Annotated in this window: 14 protein-coding genes; 8 read left to right on the top strand and 6 right to left on the bottom strand. The window is 67.2% G+C overall.

Annotated elements, in window-relative coordinates; all coding sequences use genetic code 11:
- Nucleotides 1-133: 133 nt before the first annotated feature.
- The gene (gene rpsT, locus AB4Y98_RS03975; RefSeq protein WP_025873851.1) at nt 134-403 is read right to left on the bottom strand and encodes a 30S ribosomal protein S20; all 270 of its coding nucleotides are present in this window, start codon (nt 401-403) and stop codon (nt 134-136) included.
- Nucleotides 404-519: 116 nt separating this feature from the next.
- Here rpsT and murJ point away from each other — a divergent pair, with 116 nt between their 5' ends.
- The 7 genes from murJ to AB4Y98_RS03940 all read left to right on the top strand — a co-directional run bounded on the left by murJ (nt 520) and on the right by AB4Y98_RS03940 (nt 10,280).
- Nucleotides 520-2,124, top strand: a complete 1,605-nt coding sequence (murJ, locus tag AB4Y98_RS03970) for a murein biosynthesis integral membrane protein MurJ (protein WP_442243819.1) — start codon at nt 520-522, stop codon at nt 2,122-2,124.
- A 75-nt stretch (nt 2,125-2,199) separates the two neighbouring features.
- Nucleotides 2,200-3,147 carry a bifunctional riboflavin kinase/FAD synthetase gene (locus tag AB4Y98_RS03965; protein WP_442243817.1) on the top strand — a complete coding sequence of 316 codons (948 nt, stop codon included), beginning with the start codon at nt 2,200-2,202 and terminating at the stop codon, nt 3,145-3,147.
- Nucleotides 3,144-5,975 carry an isoleucine--tRNA ligase gene (ileS, locus tag AB4Y98_RS03960; protein ID WP_442243816.1) on the top strand — a complete coding sequence of 944 codons (2,832 nt, stop codon included), beginning with the start codon at nt 3,144-3,146 and terminating at the stop codon, nt 5,973-5,975. Before AB4Y98_RS03965 ends, ileS begins: the two co-directional genes overlap by 4 nt.
- Nucleotides 5,975-6,499, top strand: coding sequence for a signal peptidase II (lspA, locus tag AB4Y98_RS03955; RefSeq protein WP_088100522.1), 525 nt, complete (start codon nt 5,975-5,977; stop codon nt 6,497-6,499). The genes ileS and lspA overlap by 1 nt, the downstream gene beginning before the upstream one ends.
- Before the next feature lie 27 nt (nt 6,500-6,526).
- Nucleotides 6,527-7,477, top strand: coding sequence for a 4-hydroxy-3-methylbut-2-enyl diphosphate reductase (ispH, locus tag AB4Y98_RS03950; RefSeq protein WP_312107668.1), 951 nt, complete (start codon nt 6,527-6,529; stop codon nt 7,475-7,477).
- Nucleotides 7,478-7,734: 257 nt separating this feature from the next.
- Nucleotides 7,735-9,618, top strand: coding sequence for a M61 family metallopeptidase (locus tag AB4Y98_RS03945; RefSeq protein WP_442243815.1), 1,884 nt, complete (start codon nt 7,735-7,737; stop codon nt 9,616-9,618).
- Complete coding sequence (locus tag AB4Y98_RS03940; protein ID WP_223494517.1) at nt 9,615-10,280, top strand: lysoplasmalogenase; 666 nt, start codon at nt 9,615-9,617, stop codon at nt 10,278-10,280. Before AB4Y98_RS03945 ends, AB4Y98_RS03940 begins: the two co-directional genes overlap by 4 nt.
- 8 nt (nt 10,281-10,288) lie before the next feature.
- Here the strand turns inward: AB4Y98_RS03940 and AB4Y98_RS03935 are convergent, their stop codons facing one another.
- From AB4Y98_RS03935 to AB4Y98_RS03915, 5 genes are read right to left on the bottom strand one after another with little or no spacing between them, the layout of a single operon-like run.
- A complete protein-coding gene (locus tag AB4Y98_RS03935; protein ID WP_442243814.1) occupies nt 10,289-10,993 on the bottom strand; it encodes a hypothetical protein in 705 nt (234 codons plus the stop codon).
- Nucleotides 10,990-11,958 carry a hypothetical protein gene (locus tag AB4Y98_RS03930; protein WP_442243813.1) on the bottom strand — a complete coding sequence of 323 codons (969 nt, stop codon included), beginning with the start codon at nt 11,956-11,958 and terminating at the stop codon, nt 10,990-10,992. Before AB4Y98_RS03930 ends, AB4Y98_RS03935 begins: the two co-directional genes overlap by 4 nt.
- A 45-nt stretch (nt 11,959-12,003) precedes the next feature.
- On the bottom strand, nt 12,004-14,817 hold the full coding sequence (locus AB4Y98_RS03925) for a TonB-dependent receptor domain-containing protein (RefSeq protein ID WP_442243812.1): 2,814 nt from the start codon (nt 14,815-14,817) through the stop codon (nt 12,004-12,006).
- 11 nt (nt 14,818-14,828) lie between these two features.
- Nucleotides 14,829-15,797, bottom strand: a complete 969-nt coding sequence (locus AB4Y98_RS03920) for a FecR family protein (protein WP_442243811.1) — start codon at nt 15,795-15,797, stop codon at nt 14,829-14,831.
- Nucleotides 15,794-16,294: an RNA polymerase sigma factor gene (locus AB4Y98_RS03915; RefSeq protein WP_080149532.1), complete on the bottom strand. Its 501-nt coding sequence runs from the start codon at nt 16,292-16,294 to the stop codon at nt 15,794-15,796. Before AB4Y98_RS03915 ends, AB4Y98_RS03920 begins: the two co-directional genes overlap by 4 nt.
- Nucleotides 16,295-16,561: 267 nt before the next feature.
- On the opposite strand from AB4Y98_RS03915, the gene AB4Y98_RS03910 reads away from it, so the two are divergent.
- Complete coding sequence (locus AB4Y98_RS03910) at nt 16,562-19,450, top strand: autotransporter domain-containing protein (RefSeq protein ID WP_442243810.1); 2,889 nt, start codon at nt 16,562-16,564, stop codon at nt 19,448-19,450.
- Nucleotides 19,451-19,469 lie beyond the last annotated feature (19 nt).

Raw genomic sequence — 19,469 nt, 5'->3', positions numbered from 1 at the left:
GCCGGCCGCTGGCCGGCAATCCACCGAGGTTGCCGGCCGGCGGCCGGCACTACCAGATTGTAGGCAACAAAAAACCCGGCCGAAGCCGGGCTTTTGCGTGCTGCCGGAGCCGGGGCTCCAGCAACCAACCGGATCAGGCGGCCTGGAGGGCCTTGATGCGGTCGTTCAGGCGGCTCTTGTGGCGAGCAGCCTTGTTCTTGTGGATCAGGCCACGCGCGCTGAAACGATCCAGGATCGGCTGGGCAACGGCGAAGGCGGCTTGGGCGCCGGCGGCATCGTTGGCGTCCAGCGCCTTGATCACTTTCTTGACAGCGGTGCGCAGCATCGAGCGCTGAGCCACGTTGCGCGCGTTGCGCACGACGGTCTGCTTGGCGCGCTTCTTGGCGGACTTGATATTGGCCACGGTGGTGGTTTCCTGAAAAATCGGTGTTATGGGAACAGCAAGCTAGCTAGTATGATGGCGTAAGAAATGTACGTCAAGTCGATTGTCAAGAGGGACGTTGAGTGAGTTCACCCAAGATGTTGCGGGGCCTGCTGTCGTTCAGCAGCATGACCATGGTCTCGCGGGTTCTCGGCCTGGTCCGGGACCAGGTGGTGACCTCGACCTTCGGCACCAACGCCATCACCGATGCTTTCTGGGTCGCCTTCAGGATACCCAATTTCCTGCGCCGGCTGTTCGCCGAGGGCTCCTTTGCCACCGCATTCGTGCCGGTGTTCACCGAGGTGAAGGAAACCCGCAGCCACGCCGAGCTGCGTGAACTGATGGCCCGCACCGCCGGCACCCTGGGCGGCGTGCTGATGCTGGTCACCGCGCTGGCGCTGATCTTCGCGCCGCAGCTGGCGTCGGTCTTCTCCAGTGGGGTGGACACCGACCCGGCCAAGCAGGGCCTGCTGATCGACCTGTTCCGCCTGACCTTCCCGTTCCTGCTGTTCGTCTCGCTGACCGCCCTGGCCGGCGGTGCGTTGAACAGTTTCCAGCGCTTCGCGATGCCGGCGCTGACGCCGGTCATCCTCAACCTGTGCATGATCGCCGGCGCGCTGTGGCTGGCGCCGCGGCTGGGTGGCACACCGGAAAAGCAGATCCTCGCCCTCGGCTGGGCGGTGCTGGCCGCCGGCCTGCTGCAGCTGCTGTTCCAGCTGCCTTCGTTGAAGGGCATCGACCTGCTGACCCTGCCGCGCTGGGGCTGGAACCATCCGGGCGTGCGCAAGGTGATGACGCTGATGGTGCCGACCCTGTTCGGCTCGTCGGTGGCGCAGATCAACCTGCTGCTGGACACCGTCATCGCCGCCAAGCTGACCGACGGTTCGCAGTCCTGGCTGTCGCTGGCCGATCGCTTCCTGGAGCTGCCGCTGGGCGTGTTCGGCGTGGCCCTGGGCACGGTGATCCTGCCGGCGCTGGCCCGGCACCATGTCAGCACCGATCGCGAAGGCTTCTCGCGCTCGCTGGACTGGGGCCTGCGCATGACCCTGCTGATTTCGGTGCCAGCCATGCTGGGCCTGCTGCTGCTGGCCGAGCCGCTGATCTCCACGATCTTCCAGCATGGGCAGTTCACCGCCTTCGACACCCGCATGACGGCGCTGTCGGTGTACGGCCTGAGCTTCGGCCTGCCGGCGTTCGCGCTGCTGAAGGTGGTGCTGCCGGCGTTCTATGCGCGCCAGGACACCAGGACGCCGGTGCGCGCCGGTGTCGCCGCGCTGGTGGCCAACATGGTGTTCAACTTCGCCCTGCTGGCGGTGCTGTACCAGGTGATGGTGCCCGATGAGCTGAAGGCGCAGGGGGTGATGGCGGCCCTTGGCAAGCAACCGGGCCTGCACCTGGCGCTGGGCATCGCCAGCGCGCTGTCCAGTTACCTGAACCTGGGGCTGCTCTGGTACTGGCTGGGCAAGACCGATGTCTACCAGCGGCGCCCGGGCTGGGGCGGCTACCTGCTGCGCCTGCTGCTGGCGTGCACGGCGATGGTCGGCGTGCTGCTGGCCCTGCTGTACTGGCTGCCGGGCTTCTCGTCGATGGGCGTGTGGGAACGGATCGGCACGCTCGGCCTGCTGGTCGGCGGTGGCGGGCTGACCTACCTGCTGGCGATGGTGGCGATGGGCTTCCGTCCGCGCGACCTGCGTGGGCATTGATCGTGGCTCCCGGCGGCTATACTTCAGGGTTACACCATTGAAACGGCGGGCTTCGGCCGGCCGGAACGAGAGTTGATGAGCAGGCTGTTCAGAAGCGTCGAGGGCGGGGAGCTGTTCCCCAACGGAAGCGTGGTCTGCATCGGTGCATTCGACGGCCTCCACCTGGGCCATCGTGCGCTGGTGCGGCACGCGGTCGCGCGTGCGCGCGCCTTGGGTTTGGCTGCGGTGGCGGTGGCCTTCGAGCCCCTGCCGCGTGAGTTCTTCGCCCAGGGCACGCCGCCGCCGCGGTTGACCCTGGCACGCAGCAAGGTCGAAATCCTGCACGAACTGGGCGTTGATGCGATCGGCCTGCTGCGCTTCGATGCGGCGATGGCGGCGATGCCCGCCGAAACCTTCGTGCGCCAGCTGCTGGCGCAGCGCCTGAACGCCCGCGAGGTGTGGATCGGGCCGGAGTTCTGTTTCGGCAACCGTCGCCGTGGCGATCTGGCCCTGCTGCAGGCGCTGGGCGCCGAGCTCGGTTTCAGCGCCGGCGAGATCGAAGCCGTCGACCTGCATGGCGATCGCATCTCCAGTACCCGTATCCGCCAGTTGCTGCAGGAAGGCGACTTCGCCCGTGTCGGCGACCTGCTGGGTCGTCCCTACTCGATCAGCGGTCGGGTGGTGCGCGGGCGCCAGCTCGGCCGTACGCTGGGCTTCCCCACCGCCAACCTGCGCTTCCCGAAGACCCCGGCACTGTCGGGCATCTACGCGACCTGGGTGCACGGGGTGTTCGACCAGCCGTGGCCGTCGGTGTCCAGTTTCGGTACCCGGCCGACCGTGGACGGCGTGGAGCCGCTGCTGGAAGCGCACCTGTTCGATTTCCAGGGCGACCTGTACGGGCGCCACATCGAAGTCGAATTCGTTGCCAAGCTGCGTGACGAAGAGAAATTCAACGATCTGGCGGCGCTGACCGACCAGATGCACCGCGACGCCGAACAGGCGCGTGCCATCCTTTCCGAACATAGATTGCGAGCCACTGCGTGAGCCAGGACTACAAGACCACCCTCAACCTGCCGGCCACCGAATTCCCGATGCGCGGCGACCTGCCCAAGCGCGAGCCGGGCATTCTGGCGCGCTGGGAAGAGCAGGGGCTCTACCAGCAGCTGCGCGACAATGCCGCCGGCCGCCCGCTGTTCGTGCTGCATGACGGCCCGCCGTACGCCAATGCGCGCATCCACCTGGGCCATGCGGTCAACAAGATCCTCAAGGACATCATCGTCAAGTCGCGCTACTTGGCCGGCTTCGATGCGCCCTATGTGCCGGGCTGGGACTGCCATGGCCTGCCGATCGAAATCGCGGTGGAAAAGAAGTGGGGCAAGGTCGGGGTGAAGCTCGATGCGGTCGCGTTCCGGCAGAAGTGCCGCGAGTTCGCCGAGGAGCAGATCGACATCCAGCGCGCCGACTTCAAGCGCCTGGGCGTCACCGGCGACTGGGACAACCCGTACAAGACCCTGAGCTTCGATTTCGAGGCCAACGAGATCCGCGCGCTGTCCAAGATCGTCGCCAACGGCCACCTGCTGCGCGGCGCCAAGCCGGTGTACTGGTGCTTCGACTGCGGCTCGGCGCTGGCCGAAGCCGAGATCGAATACCAGGAAAAGACCTCGCCGGCGATCGACGTCGCCTACACCGCGCGCGATGCGCAGGCCGTAGCGCAGGCGTTCGGCGTCAGCCTGCCGGCCGACGTCGAAGTGGCCGTGCCGATCTGGACCACCACCCCGTGGACGCTGCCGGCCTCGCTGGCGGTGTCGCTGGGTGCGGACATCCGCTACGTGCTGGCCGAAGGCCCCGCGCACAACGGCAAGCGCCGTTGGCTGGTGCTGGCCGCTGCACTGGCCGAGCGCTCGCTGCAGCGCTATGGCGTGGACGCGGTGGTGCTGCACGGTGAGGCCGAAGGTTCAGCGCTGGAAAACCAGCTGCTGATCCATCCGTTCTACCCGGAGCGCGAGATCCTCGTGCTCAACGGCGAACACGTATCCGACGAGGACGGTACCGGTGCGGTGCACACCGCCCCCGGCCACGGCCAGGAAGACTACGTGGTCAGCCAGAAGTACGGCCTGCTGGACAAGTACAACGCCGGTCAGATCACTCCGATCGACGGCCGTGGCGTCTACCTAGAGTCGACCCCGCCGGCTGGCGAGGTGGTGCTGGCGGGCCAGCACCTGTGGAAGGCGCAGGAGGCGATCGTGCAGGTGCTGCGTGACAGCGGCGCACTGCTGGCCTTCGTCGAGATCCGCCACAGCTACCCGCACTGCTGGCGGCACAAGACGCCGGTGGTGTTCCGCGCCACCCCGCAGTGGTTCATTTCGATGGACAAGGCCAACCTGCGCAACGATGCGCTGGCCGCCATCGACACCGTCGGCTGGTTCCCGACGTGGGGCAAGGCGCGCATCCAGAGCATGGTCGACGGCCGCCCGGACTGGACCATCTCGCGCCAGCGCACCTGGGGCGTGCCGATCGCACTGTTCACCCATCGCCAGACCGGCGAGATCCACCCGCGTTCGGTGGAGCTGATGCAGCAGGTGGCCGACCGCGTCCAAGCCGAAGGCATCGACGTGTGGTATTCGCTGGATGCCGCCGAACTGCTGGGCGCTGAAGCGGCCGACTACGAGAAGGTCACCGACATCCTCGATGTCTGGTTCGACTCGGGCGTGACCCATGAGGCCGTGCTGGCTGCACGTGGCTTCGGCAAGCCGGCCGACCTGTACCTGGAAGGCTCGGACCAGCATCGCGGCTGGTTCCAGTCCTCGCTGCTGACCGGCGTGGCCATCGACAAGCGCGCGCCGTACAAGCAGTGCCTCACCCACGGTTTCACCGTGGACGAGCACGGCCGCAAGATGTCCAAGTCGCTGGGCAACGGCATCGAGCCGCAGGAAATCATGAACAAGCTGGGCGCGGACATCCTGCGCCTGTGGATCGCCTCGGCCGACTACAGCAACGAGATGTCGCTGTCGCAGGAAATCCTCAAGCGCACCGCCGACGCCTACCGTCGCCTGCGCAACACCGCCCGCTTCCTGCTGGGCAACCTCGACGGTTTCGATCCGGCCCAGCACCTGCGCCCGCTCAACGAGATGGTCGCGCTGGACCGCTGGATCGTGCATCGCGCCTGGGAACTGCAGGAGAAGATCAAGGCGGCGTATGACAACTACGACATGGCCGAGATCGTGCAGCTGCTGCTGAACTTCTGCAGCGTGGACCTGGGCTCGCTGTATCTGGACGTGACCAAGGACCGCCTGTACACGATGCCGACCGATTCGGATGGTCGTCGTTCGGCGCAGAGTGCGATGTACCACATCGCCGAAGCGTTCACCCGCTGGGTGGCGCCGATCCTGACCTTCACCGCCGATGAGCTGTGGGGCTACCTGCCGGGCGACCGTGCTGGCCATGTACTGTTCACCACCTGGTACGAGGGCCTGGCACCGCTGCCGGCCGATGCACAGCTCAACGCTGCCGACTTCGACCAGTTGCTGGCCGTGCGCGAACAGGTGGCCAAGGTGCTGGAGCCGATGCGCGCCAATGGTGCGATCGGCGCCGCGCTGGAAGCGGAGATCACCATCGCCGCCAGTGAAGAGCAGGCAGCACGCTGGCAGCCGCTGGCCGATGAACTGCGTTTCCTGTTCATCAGCGGCGACGTGCAGGTGCGCCCGGCGACCACCGACGAGGTGTTCGTCAGCGCCCAGCCGACGCAGAAGTCCAAGTGCGTGCGCTGCTGGCACCACCGTGCCGACGTCGGCAGCAGTGCCGACCACCCGGAACTGTGCGGCCGCTGCGTGACCAACATCGCCGGTGCCGGCGAAGTGCGGAGCTGGTTCTGATGGCCGCCGCGCGTCCTCATCCCAACGCCCTGATCTGGCTGCTGCTGTCGGCAGTCATCATCGGCCTGGACCAGTGGTCGAAGGCCTGGGTGCTGTCGAGCCTGCCGGAGTTCCAGCCCGTGGTGGTCATCGACGGCTTCTGGAACTGGTACCGCACCTACAACACCGGTGCAGCGTTCAGCTTCCTGAGCGATGCCGGTGGCTGGCAGAAGCATTTCTTCACCGTGCTGGCGATCACCATCAGCGGGCTGATGGCCTGGTGGCTGCGCGCCACCGCCCGTGGCAACTGGAAGGCCGCCGTGCCTTACGCGCTGATAATCGGCGGTGCGATCGGCAACGTGATCGACCGCCAGGTGCATGGCCACGTGGTGGATTTCATCCAGTGGTACGTCGGCGAGCATGTCTGGCCGTCGTTCAACATCGCCGATTCGGCCATCGTGGTGGGTGCCGTAGGCATCGCCCTGTTCGGCCTGTTCGACGGCAAGTCCGCCAAAAAGGCGGATAATGCCAACCCGAAACCGTAAGCCGGCCGCTGCCGGGAGACTGAACTGATGGATGTGCTGCTCGCCAACCCGCGTGGTTTCTGTGCCGGTGTCGATCGTGCGATCGAGATCGTCAAGCGCGCGATCGAAACGCTGGGCGCGCCCATCTATGTCCGCCATGAAGTGGTGCACAACCGCTTCGTGGTCGATGACCTGAAGCAGCGCGGCGCGATCTTCGTCGAAGAACTCGACGAAGTGCCGGACAACAACACGGTCATCTTCAGTGCCCATGGCGTTTCCCAGGCCGTGCGCCAGGAAGCCGAGCGCCGTGGCCTGAAGGTGTTCGATGCGACCTGCCCGCTGGTGACCAAGGTCCACTTCGAAGTCGCCCGCCACTGCCGTGCCGGCCGTGACGTGGTGCTGATCGGCCATGCCGGTCACCCGGAAGTGGAAGGCACCATGGGCCAGTGGAACCGCGAAGCGGGCACCGGCCAGATCTACCTGGTCGAGGACGTGGAGCAGGTGGCCACGTTGCACATCAACCAGCCGGAAAACTTCGCCTACACCACCCAGACCACGCTGTCGGTGGATGACACGCGCGGCATCATCGATGCGCTGCGCGAGCGCTTTCCGGCGATGCAGGGGCCGAAGAACGACGACATCTGTTACGCCACGCAGAACCGCCAGGACGCCGTGCGCGACCTGGCCAAGCGCTGCGACCTGGTGCTGGTGGTCGGTTCGCCGAACAGTTCCAATTCCAACCGCCTGAGCGAGCTGGCCCGCCGTGAAGGCGTGGAGAGCTACCTGATCGACGGTGCGCACGAGATCGACCCGGCCTGGGTGCTCGGCAAGGAGCATATCGGCGTGACCGCTGGTGCCTCGGCACCGCAGGTGCTGGTCGATGGCGTGCTGGCGCGTCTGGCCGAGCTGGGCGCGTCGGGTGTGGGCGAGCTGGATGGCGAGCCGGAATCGATGGTGTTCGCGCTGCCGAAGGAACTGCGCCTGCGCCTGGTGGACTGACCGACAGCGCTGCTGGTGGGTGCGAACCTTGGTTCGCACTGTCGGCGGTACGTCATCCACGCATGGCGTGGATCTATCCGGTACTGCTCTGCTTTCCAGCAGATCCACGCCATGCGTGGATGCTGTCAGTCTTCGCCAACGCTCCAATGAGGCTTTGCCGCATCTGGTCGATGCGCCACTGACCATGACCTTCGGCCATGGGGCTCGGCACCTCACAGGCCTAGCATCGGGGAATTCTCCGCTGCTGGAAGTTGCCGATGAAAACCCGTGCCCTGGTGATGTCCGTGCTGTTCGCGCTGGCGGCCACGCCCGCGCTGGCGCAGACCCCGCCACCGGGTGATGCCGCCGCCCCGGGCCTGCTGCGCATCGATGTCGACGCACGCGACCTGGCCCGGCGCATCTTCAAGGTGACCGCCACCGTGCCGGCCAAGCCCGGCCCGCTGACCCTGCTGTATCCGCAGTGGATTCCCGGCAACCATTCGCCCACCGGCCCGATCGACAAGCTGGCCGGCCTGCGGGTCACTGCCAACGGCAAGCCGCTGGCCTGGCAGCGCGACCAGTTCAACGTGTACGCGTTCAAGGTGGATGTGCCGGCGGGCGTGAGCGAGATCGTCGCCCACTTCGATTTCCTGTCTTCGCAGGGCGGTAGCCAGGGCAGGGTGGTGATGACCCCTGAAATGCTCAATCTGCAGTGGAATGCCAATTCGCTGTACCCGGCCGGCGTGGACGCGCGCAACCTGCAGGCACAGGCCAGTGTGACCCTTCCCAAGGGCTGGGCCTATGCCACCGCGCTGGAAACCGCCCGCCGTGATGGTGACACCGTGGTGTTCAAGCCGATTTCCTATGACCACCTGGTCGATTCGCCGCTGTTTGCCGGTGAGCATCACCAGCGCATCGACCTCGACCCGGGCGCGAAGGCGCCGGTGCATCTGAACGTGTTCGCCGACGATGCCAAATCGCTGAAGCCGACCGACGCGCAGCTGAAGGCGCACCGTGCGCTGGTGCAGCAGGCCGACAAGCTGTACGGCGCGCGCCACTACGATCACTACGAATTCCTGCTTGCCCTGACCGATCGCCTCGGCGGCATCGGCCTGGAACATCACCGCTCCAGCGAGAACAGCGCCGACCCGGGCTACTTCACCGAGTGGGACAGCAATGCCTGGATGCGCGACCTGCTGCCGCACGAGTACACCCACTCGTGGAATGGCAAGTACCGTCGCGGTGCCGACCTGGCCACGGCCAATTTCAATACACCGATGGGCGACAGCCTGTTATGGGTGTACGAGGGCCAGACCCAGTTCTGGGGCCAGGTGCTGGCCGCGCGTTCGGGGCTGTGGTCCAGCGAGCAGGCGCGCGACATGCTGGCCAACGTGGCGGCCACCTATGATCGGGGCCGCCCGGGCCTGGCCTGGCGACCGCTGCAGGACACCACCAACGACCCGACCATCGCCCAGCGTCGCACCCTGCCGTACCGCAACTACCAGATGAGCGAGGACTACTACTCCGGCGGCCAGATGCTGTGGCTGGAGGTGGAGGGCAAGCTGCGGGGGCTGACCGGCAACCGCCGCAGCCTGGATGATTTCGCGCGCGCGTTCTTCGGCGTCGGCAACGGCGATTGGGACGTCAATCCGTACACCTTCGATGACGTGGTGGCGACCCTCAACGACATCGCGCCGTACGACTGGGCGAGCTTCCTGCGCCAGCGCTTGGACGGACACGGTTCGTTGACCGGCGGCCTGGAACTGGCGGGTTGGAAGCTGGTCTACCGCGATGCGCCGAACGAGGCCTACAAGGCACAGGAAAAGCGCGCGAAGGCGGCGCTGCTGGCCTATTCGCTCGGCGCGACGGTGCTCGACAGTGGCGTGGTCGGTGACGTGGTCTGGGACAGCCCGGCGTTCAATGCCGGCCTGGCACCGGGCATGAAGGTGATCGCCGTTGGTGGCCGCGAGTACAGCAGCCAGCGCCTGAAGGATGCGGTGGCAGCAGCGGCCACTGACAAGGCGCCGATCACGCTGCTGGTCAAGCAGTTCGACCGCATCGATACGATGAAGATCGACTACCACGGCGGCCTGCAGTATCCGGTGCTGGAGCGCATCACCGGCCGCCCGGATCGCCTTGCAGAGCTGTGGAAGGCGCGATGAGCCTGCGCACACGCGATGGTCTGATCCTGGTGGTGGCCGTGCTGGCCATCATCGGCGCCTACCTGGACGGCGACGGGCGTTGGCTGCACTGGTTGGCCAAGCCGGCGACCACGCTGCTGATCGCCGCCATCGCCTGGCAGGTCCGGCCGGCGGCCGATGCGTTCTACAGGCGTGCGGTGCTGGCCGGCATGCTGTTGTCCTGTGCAGGTGATATCGCGCTGATGCTGCCGATCGACGCGTTCGTGCCAGGCCTGGTGGCCTTCCTGCTGGCGCACCTGTGCTACATCGCCGCGTTCCGTGCCGGCCTGCGCGCGGGCCGCGGATTGCTCGCAGCCTTCGTGCTGCTGGCCGCATTCGCTTCGGTCAACGTGGCCGGACTGTGGCCGCATCTGCCGCAGCCGATGCGCCTTCCGGTGCTGGCCTATGTCGTGGTGCTGGCGGCGATGGCGATGCTGGCAGTGGCCCGTTACTGGAAGCGGCCGCACGCCGATACGCTGGAAGCGGGCAGCGCGCGCTGGGCGGCCGGTGGCGCACTGCTGTTCGTGGCCAGTGATTCATTGCTGGCGTGGGATCGCTTCGGCGGTGGGCTGCCGATGGCCAGTCTGCTGGTGCTGTCCACCTATTACGCCGCGCAGTACGCCATCGCCCGCTCGGTGAGATAGCCCTTTTTCTACTGCAGGTTGCCCTTGGCGTCGTAGCGCAGGCGCACGGTCTGGCGGTCGCCGGCTACTTCATCCGGCAACCACACCAGCTTGCCGCCCTTGCGGATGACCACATACACATGGCCGACGTCGGCGGGCGTACGCATCAGTGCATTGCGCTGTTGCTGCAGGGCCTGCGTCACCCGTGGCACGGCATCGAAGTCGATGTTGGCCAGTGCGGTGCTGCTGCGGCGCAGGGTGATGGTCGGCGCGAACTGTTGCGGGTTCACCGCATCGCCCTTGCGCCACTGCCCGCGTTGGTAGTGGTAAGCATCCACATGGCCCGGCTGCTGTGGATCGACCAGGTCGATGTCGATGCGGCCGTCGTCATGGAAGTGGATGCTGTGGAAGACGACCAGGCGTTCGCCGGCCAGTCCGGGCATCGCTTCCAGCGCCTGCCGTGCAGCCTGCAGGCGCTCGGCGTCGAGCAGCAGGTTCGACCGCGTGCGCCCGGGCAGCTGCATCGGTTCGGGCGCCGCCCGTGGCGTTGCGATGGCCGTCGTGCGCAACGGTTGTTCCCATGGGGGTTGCTGCATTGCATCCGCAGGCATGGTCGATGCGGCGCCACGCAGGGTCGCGTTGACGGACTGCAATGCGCCGCCCGCCGTGGCGGCACCGGCCAGAGCCAGCACCACGCCAGCGAACACCAGCGGTGTGGACACGGGCCGCTTCACGCGTGCTCCATGCGTACGCTGCGGCGATCATCCGGGTCGTACAGGATGTCGACCTGCCCGCGCGGGATGCTGGCCAGGTCGAGCAGCGCAACGAAGCGGCGCACGCTGGCCTGCTGTACGTTGCCCTCGCGGTCGAGATATTCCAGCTTGAACTCGACCTGCGGTTGTTCGTTGACGTAGGTGCCGGTCTGGCGCACGTCGAGCACCCGCGCTTCGGCGCCGATACCACGGTACTTGAGCGCTTCGCCGCGCGCGTCGATCTGCAGTGTGCCGGCCAGCAGGCGCGCCAGCAGACGCAGGCCGATCAGGTAGCCGCACAGCACCAGCGGGCAGACCAGCAGCGGATGGCCGAAGCCCAGGAACGTCCAACCCATTCCATCGCTCTGCAGGCGATAGGCCATGACATACGCGGCAGCGACCACGACGATGCCGACCAGGCCGCCGATGGCGCGACGCCACAGACTGGCGCTGTCCAGTTCCGGTTGCGATCCTGCCAGTATCAGGTTGGGCGAGGTGCCCGGCGTGGGGCTGAGCAGCACCTCCACCTGGCTGCCCACGGTGAAGCGCTGCAGCTGTGGCTCGCTGTCGACTACGACCAGCGTTTCGGTGATCGGCGTGCCGGACAGATTGTCGAACGCCAGTTGCAGCCGCCACTGCGCGAAGCCGCGCACCTGCACGCCAGTCTGTTCGGCCTGCTCGATGCGCGCGCTGCGTGGCTCGCCGTCGGCCAGAATGCTGCGCACGCGCTGCAGCGCACGGGGTGGCGCCAGCAGCAGGTAATGCAGGAAGGCGTACAGCAGCACCAGCCACAGCGTCAGCGACGTCGCCAGCAGGCCCAGTGCCAGCCAGGGTGCGCTGCGGTCGCCCACGTCCAGCGGCCAGCTGGTGCCGAAGTAGATGAGGCAGGGAAAGGGCAGCGCGAAGAACAACATGAGCGCGCCCAGGAACCAGAGGTAGGCTTTCATGACTCGCCTTCGACGCCGTGGAACAGGCGGCGTAGGGTACTACGCTCAGCGGAATTGCAGGGTCAGCAGGAAGTAGCGCCCCAGGGGATCGTCCAGCCCGGGCATCTGCCCGCCGCTGCCGACCAGGTGGTTCACCGGCCGCGTATCAAGCAGGTTGTGCACGTCCAGTGCGGCAATCACGCGCGGGCTCAGCCGCCGCGCCAGATGCAGGTTCCAGCGCAGCTGCGCCGGGTTCATGCAACGGCCCTGGTCATGCTGCTCCTGCGCGCACGCTTCACCGGCCAGCCATGCGCGGGTGCGGCCGACGCGGTTGCCACGCAGGGCGATGTCCCAGGATGGGTTCTGCCACTGCACGTTGAGGATGCCCGCGTTCGCCGGCGTGGCATGCCCGCGCAGGTCCACCGATTCGCCATGGCCGCGATCACGACGCAGCTCCTGCTGTTTCAACGCATCCAGCGAGAACAGCCACTGCCCGTTGCGGCCGGTATTCACCCGGTACTCGCCGCGCAGTACCCAGTTGCGCGAGGTGGTGCGGCCGATGTTGTCGAATGACAGGCGAAGATCACGCAGGCGACCCTGCTCATCCAGTTCCCAGGTGCCGGGATTCCACAGTGCATCGCTGGGTTGCAGGGCGAGGATCTCGTTGCGCAGTTCGACGATGTTGTGGGTCAGTGACAGCGAGAACGCATCGTTGGGTGTCCAGCTGGCGGCCAGCGAGTGGCTGCGCGAGGTCTCGGCTTTCAGCCCATCGTTCTCCACCACCTCCACTTCCACCGCGCAGCCGCCATCGCGCAGCGGGCGCGCGCACGGCGGCAGGGACTCCGAGGTGGGCAGGCCATACAGGCCGAAGTAGCCCGGTGGCCGCCGGCGCTCGAAGATGCTGGGTGCTCGGTAGCCGCGGCCACTGGCCAGCAGGAACGACCAATGCGGGCTGGGGCTCCAGCGCAGGCCGGCACGCGGCGAAAACGCAGTGTCACCGCCATCGCGGTCCAGTCGCGCGGCCACGTCCAGGCGCAGTGTCGGCGCCAACGGCAGGCCCACTTCGGCGTAAGCGGCGTTGCTCTGCCGCGACAGCCGGCGTTGCTCCATCGGCAGTCCCAGCGCCAGCTCGCCCTTGCCCAGCAGCGGATCGGGCAGCGAGGTCCAGCGCTCGCGGCGCAGATCGATGCCGGTGGCCAGTTGTGCTGCTCCGCCGGGCAGTGTCATCAGGGTGCGCTGCATGCCCCACCAGCCCTGCCACTGCTCGGTACGTCCGCGGTTGTGGATGGCCGGGAACAGCTCCTCTGCCAGCTCCGCCGGCAGGGTGGAAAATCCGGGCAGGAAGTCCAGCGTGCGTGCTGCTTCCAGCAGGCGTTCGCTGCGCACGGTGCCTTCGGTGCGCAGGTCCACCTGGCTGCGCTGCGCGCTGAGGCCGGCATCCCAACTGCGGCCGGCGCGCTCACGGCCCATGCCGAAACTGATGTCGCCTTCGGTGGCATGCACGCGCGGGCGCACTTCGCCGCCTTCCTGCAGGACCACGTTGAGGATCGCGCCACGGCTGAAATTGAGGGCGACGGCGGTCGGGCCCAGCTCGAAACGCTGGCGGTTGTGGCTGGCGCGTGCTTCCACGTAGGCGTAGCGTCCGTCACCGCGCTCGTGGCGATAACGCAGGTAGCCGGACAGCGTTTCCGACGCCGGTTGCAGCGAGCGCGGGCGTGCGTTGTCGAACCAGCAGCCGTCGTCTTCGCTCTGCAATGGCGGATGGCACTGCGTGGCCGGGTAGTAGTCGCCGTTGGGCATGATCAGCCCGATCGGGTACAGCGATGTTTCCGCATGCCAGTCGCGCTGGTCGCCGGCCACATGCTGCAGACGATGCAGATCGATGCCGGCGAACCAGCGGTCGCCGCCTTCGCGCACGCCGCCCGTGGCCGCCTGCAGCCGGTACTGATCGCCATCACCGCGGCTGCTGGCACCCGATTGCAGCGTGGCTTCCGGTCCCTCGGCCTGGTCACGCAGAATGATGTTGACCACGCCAGACATCGCATCGGCGCCGTAGATGGCCGAAGCACCGCCACGCACCAGCTCGATGCGCTCGACGAAGCTGAGCGGAATGCCTCCCAGATCGGTCAGCCCGCCTTCCTCCAGCGACACCATCGGATAACGCGGCAGGCGTCGGCCGTTGACCAGGAACAGGGTGGCGCGTGGGCCCATGCCGTCCAGGCTGGTGGTGGCGGCCGCGCCGACCGGCAGGTACAGCGAGTCGCCGCTGCGCGAGGTGCTCAATGGCGGATGGCCGTTCATGCCGGGCAGGTGGCGCAACAGGTCGAACAACGTGCCGTAGCCGCTGCGCAGGATGTCCTCGCGATCGATCACCGTTACCGGCAGCGTGGTCTGCACGGAGGTGCGCGGCAAGCGGCTGCCGGTGACATGGATCGGCGCCAGTTCCACCTGCACCGGCTTGGCTGGCGCGGGCGGCGGTGGCCGCCGTACCGGCTGCGCGACCACTGCGGGTGGGGTAGCGTGCCGGCGGACCACGAATCCGCCGCTGGGGGTCTGCAGGATGTTCACCGGCATGCCGGCGACCAGCTGCTTCAGTGCGGCGGCCGGCGCCAGCGAGCCGGCGACGCCGCCGGTGCGCAGGCCGGTCAGTTCACGTGCGTCGAACACCAGGGCAATGCCACTCTGGCGTGCCCATTGCTGCAAGGCCGGCGGCAGAGCGCCGGGAGCGATCCGGTAGTCGACCTGTCTGATGGCTTCTGCTGCCGCCGCCGTTGCCGCCACACCGGGCACCAGTACAACGCACAACAGGGCCTGCAGCAGACCCCAGCGCAGCACGTCCCACCGAAGCACGTCCCAACGAAGCACAGCAGGCGCCGGCATCGGCCGCCGCCTCAGTAGGTGCGGCGCAGTTCCAGCGCGCCATCCGAGCGCGGCTGGCCAGCAATGGACCACCCCAGTTCCAGGGCGGAAAGCAGTTCATGCGCGTCGCCCGCACGGAAGGTGCCGCTGACCGCGAGGTCGGCGATATCCGGGTCGGCGACCACCAGTGGCGTGCTGCCATAGCGGTTCATGCGCTCGACCACAGTGGCCAGGGGCGTGCCGTCGAACACCAGCTTGCCCTGCGGCCAAGCCTCGGCGGCGGCAGTCGAGGACAGCTGCGGGCCGGGTTGGATCTTGCCGGAGGCCAGGACCTGCAGCTGCTGGCCCGGCGAGAGCGTGTGCTGCGCGCTGCCACTGGTGACTTCCACTACGCCTTCCAGCAGCGCGACTTCGACCCGGCCGTCAGCCAGGCGTTCAACCTGGAAGGTGGTGCCGATATCGCGGATCGAACTGCCGCCGGCCTGCACCCGCAGCGAGCGCGATGACGATTCGACCTGCAGCTGGATGCGACCCTGTTCCAGCGCCAGTTCGCGCTTGCGCCAGCCGAAGCGTGCGGTCAGCGTGGTGCCGGCGTCGAGGGTGGCGATGCTGCCATCGGCCAGGGTGCGCTGCTGCGGCAGCAGGCTGGCGTTGGCGTAGGTCAGCGGTGTGGGGTTGCCATCGGTGTACAGCATCCAGCCCAGGCCAACGGCCAGGCACACGCCTGCAGCGGCGGCGACACCGGGCAGCCAGCGCCGCTGCGGTCGGCGCGCCGCACGCGCGGCGGCGGTGCGCAGCCACGGGTCGCTGGCCAGGCCGGCGCTGCGCTGGTGCAGCTTCTCGGCCTGCACCCACGCGCTGACATGTGCCGGATCCTCGGCCAACCAGTCCTCGAAGGACTGCCGTTCTTCGGCGCTGCAGTCGGGGGCGTCCAGCCGGGCTACCCAGGCGCTTGCGTGTTCAAAAAGCAACGTGTCATCCCTGTTGTCGTTGCGGATCATTCGGCATCTCCATCATTGTGGAGAGGATCGGGGCCCAGCTCCTTGCGCAGGCCCTGCAATGCACGGGCAATATGTTTTTCCACGGTCTTGGCGGTGATGCCGCAATGCCGGGCGATCTGTGTATAGCTCATCCCGGTGATGCGGTTGAGCAGATACACCTCGCGGGCACGTTCGGGCAGCTTGAACAGTGCCTGGCGCAGCAGGGCGAGCATCTGCCCGGATTCTGCCTGACGCAGCGGATCAGGAGAAGCACTGGCGGCTTCTTCGTTGCCGTCGCGTTCGGTCAGCGACAGGTGGTTGCGCGATTGTGGCGAGCGCCCGCGGTCTGCCAGGCGGTTGCGGGCGATGCGGTACAGCAGCAGCCGCAGCTCCTCGGTGCCGTGCGCGCGGTAGCGGATCAGGCGCTCCATGCAGTCCTGGGCGATGTCCTCGGCATCCTCGGGGCCGACACCGCGGGCGCGCAGGAAGGCGCACAGCGGCGCGCGTTCCTCGCGCACGAATGCGATGAAGGCATCCGGAACCCCGGGCAGATCCGGCGCAGGACGGAGCAAAGGGGAGGGCGCGGACAGGGGAGGGCCTCGGACGACGATGACGGACGCGTCACCGAGTTTTACGCGACGGTGACCGGATGGGGAAGCCCACGTTTCTCCCGCATTTCCATTGTGAATGCATTCATGTTTTTTCTGGCCGTCGACTGGGGGCGTCGAGCCCGCTGCTGCGTTCTGCTTTCGACCCGCGTGGTGCGGGCGGAGAGAGAGAACGCAATGAAGCATTCGAAGTTGAGCATCGCCCTGGCAGGCCTGGTGGGTATCGCGACCCTGGGTCAGATGGATGACGTCATGGCAATGAATTATCACGTGCAGGGCGATCGCGTCGTGCTGAGTGGCGGTGTCACCGTCGCCGACGTCGTCGCGCTGCCGGCGCTGCTGGCCAAAGCGCAGGCCGAAGGCCGCCCGATCCGCGAAGTCGTGCTGCGCACCTCCAATGGTGGCGCGCTGATCGCGGGTGAGTGGCTGCAGGGAGTGATCCGCACCAACGGCCTGAACACCATCGTGTCCGGCCACTGCATCTCGTCCTGCTCGATCATGCAGTCCGGTGGCGTCGAACGTTACCTGGCCGGTGACCTGCCGCTGGTCGACTCGGTGCAGATCCACGCCGCCAGCAGCGGTGGCAAGGTGATCTACACGCCTTCGCCACGGATGACCGAGATCTACACCGGCAACTACGGCGGTGGCATGGATGCCGGCCTGCTGCACAAGGCCATGTACGAGGTGGTGCAGCCCAACGGCCTGCTGGTGTTCCGCGATCCGGCCCGGACCACCGGCGCTTCGGTCAGTTTCGATCCCGATGGCAGCGGCCGCAGGCTGGAGACCTTCCCCGGCCAGGACATCTACAGCAACAACATCATCACCGCCGCCGGTTACCGCGATCCGGGCGATACCCTGACGGTCACCAGCAATGTCAGCGGCGACATCAATCCAGGCTACCTGCGTACTGCGCGCCAGCTGCAGGCGTTCGTCGATGACGACTTCGCGCGCTGGAACGATACCGACTTCGCCACCACGTACATCAACTATGCGGTGAACATCTACAACCGCTCCAGCGCCGGCCCGAACGGCATCGGCCCGGCTTCGGTGCAGGATTACCTCAACAATCCGGGTACACAGCAGCTCCTTCTGGGCCAGCTGCGCCTGGATGAACTGGACGCCTCCACTCTGGGCAATTCGGCTGGCGTGATCCGCGTCGCCAAGGGCGGCACCTGGCGCACCGCCGAAACCACCGGCGCCGATTTCATGCTGGTGGAGAACGGCACCATCGCCCTGGAAGGCGGCGCGTTGCGCACCCCGGAGCTGCGCGTGCTGGCGGCCGGCATGGTGGTCGGCCACGGCGACATCGCCTCGGTTGCCACCGACTCGAGCGCACTGCTCGATGCCACCGGCCCGTCGTACCGCGAGGATGGCTTCAACCGCCTGCGCGTGTACGGCACCCTGATGCCGCGTGGTGGTGACCTGGTCACCCATGGCTACGTCAACATCATGCCGGGCGGCAAGGTGCTGTTCGACGTCACCGAGGCAGGCGGCGCCAACAGTGGCCGTCTGCGCGTGGGCGACTTCTACGACAGCGGCGCCAACGAGGGTGCGCTGGTCATCTCGCCGGGCGCCCACCTTGAACTGAACGTGGCGCAGGGCTTCTACGCCGGCAACTACCAGCGTGAGCTGGTGAGCGGCCCGATCTACCAGGGCGGTTTCACCGATGCGGTGCGCCTGGGTGACACCGGCTATACGGCCAGCATCACCGACGGCGAGGTGTTCCGGCCGCGCCACAATTCGCTGCTGAGCTTCAACATCAACCAGACCGCCGAGGGCCTGTCGCTGACCGCCAACCCCGGCTTCGACCAGCTCGCGCAGCTCACCGGCAACAATGGCAACGATGGACTCGGTCGCGCGCTGGCCACTGCCGGCCAGCGCCAGGATGCCGGGCTGAAGCCGCTGCTGGGGGCGCTGCAGTTCGCTGACCGCGATGTGATCGCCCAGCAGGCCGGTGCACTGCGCGGTGATGGCCATGCCAGCCTGCGCCTGGCCGACAACGCGCTGGTCGGCAGCATCGGCAGCGTGGTGCAGCAGCACCAGGCCGCACGGCGCAGCGGCAGCGGTGATGCCGGTGGCTTGGCCGCACAGGCCGCGCAGGCGGCTTCGGCACAGCCGGGCATGCCCAATGGCAGTCTGTTCAACCAGTTGGCGATGCATCTGGTGGAGCCGGCGGGGGCAGGCGGTGGCAGCACCAACTTCGGCAGCGAAGCGCCGCGCAGCCACGGCCTCTGGGGCCGCGGTTTCGGCAGCCATGGCCGCATCGATGGCGAGGGCGGCGTGGCCGGCCTGAGCCATACCGTCGGCGGCATCGTGCTCGGTGCCGATACGCAGCTGGCCGATGACCGGGTGACGCTGGGCGTCAGCGTTGCCGCCGCGGACATGTCGACCAAGGGCCGCGATGGTTCCGGTTTCAGCGGCGACGTGCGCGCGCTGGATGTGGGCGGCTACCTGGATGCCACCTATTCGCGTGGCTACCTGTCGGCCTCGGTGCGCTATACCGATCTGCGCCACGACACCCGCCGCAGCATCGATGGCATCGATGGCCTGCAGGGTCCGTTGCGTGCCAAGTACAACAACGATGCGATCTCGGCCCGGCTGGAGCACGGCTTCTCGTTCACCACCGCCAAGGGCGTAGTGATCCAGCCGCTGCTGCCGGTGGTCGATTACGCGCGCACCTCGGCCACCCGTTTCAATGAAGGGCAGGGAGCCGGCGCACTGGTGGGGCGTGGTGACAGCCTGGAAAGCATCCGCGTTGGTGCGGGCCTGCAGGTGTTCAAGACCTTCGAAGGCAACAACGGCGAGCGCATCACCCCGCGCGCGCGCGTTGTCTGGCAGAAGGAACTGGGCGACACCCAGGCCCATTACAGCACCGGCTTCGCCGCTGCGCCGGACCTGGTGTTCGGTGCCAGCAGCCAGAGCGTGGGCGAGCAGGTGCTGGCCTGGAACCTGGGTGTGACCAGCCGCGCCACCGATCGCCTGTCGGTGATGGTCGACTACGTGGGCGAGCGCCGCGACGGCCAGCTGCAGAACGGCGTGATGCTGGGCCTGGGCTATACGTTCTAAGGCAGTACCGGTACCGGCG

The organism is Stenotrophomonas sp. 2YAF26 (genome assembly GCF_052114625.1).
Lineage (GTDB): Bacteria > Pseudomonadota > Gammaproteobacteria > Xanthomonadales > Xanthomonadaceae > Stenotrophomonas > Stenotrophomonas indicatrix.
This window is presented reverse-complemented; position numbering and strand designations above follow the sequence as displayed.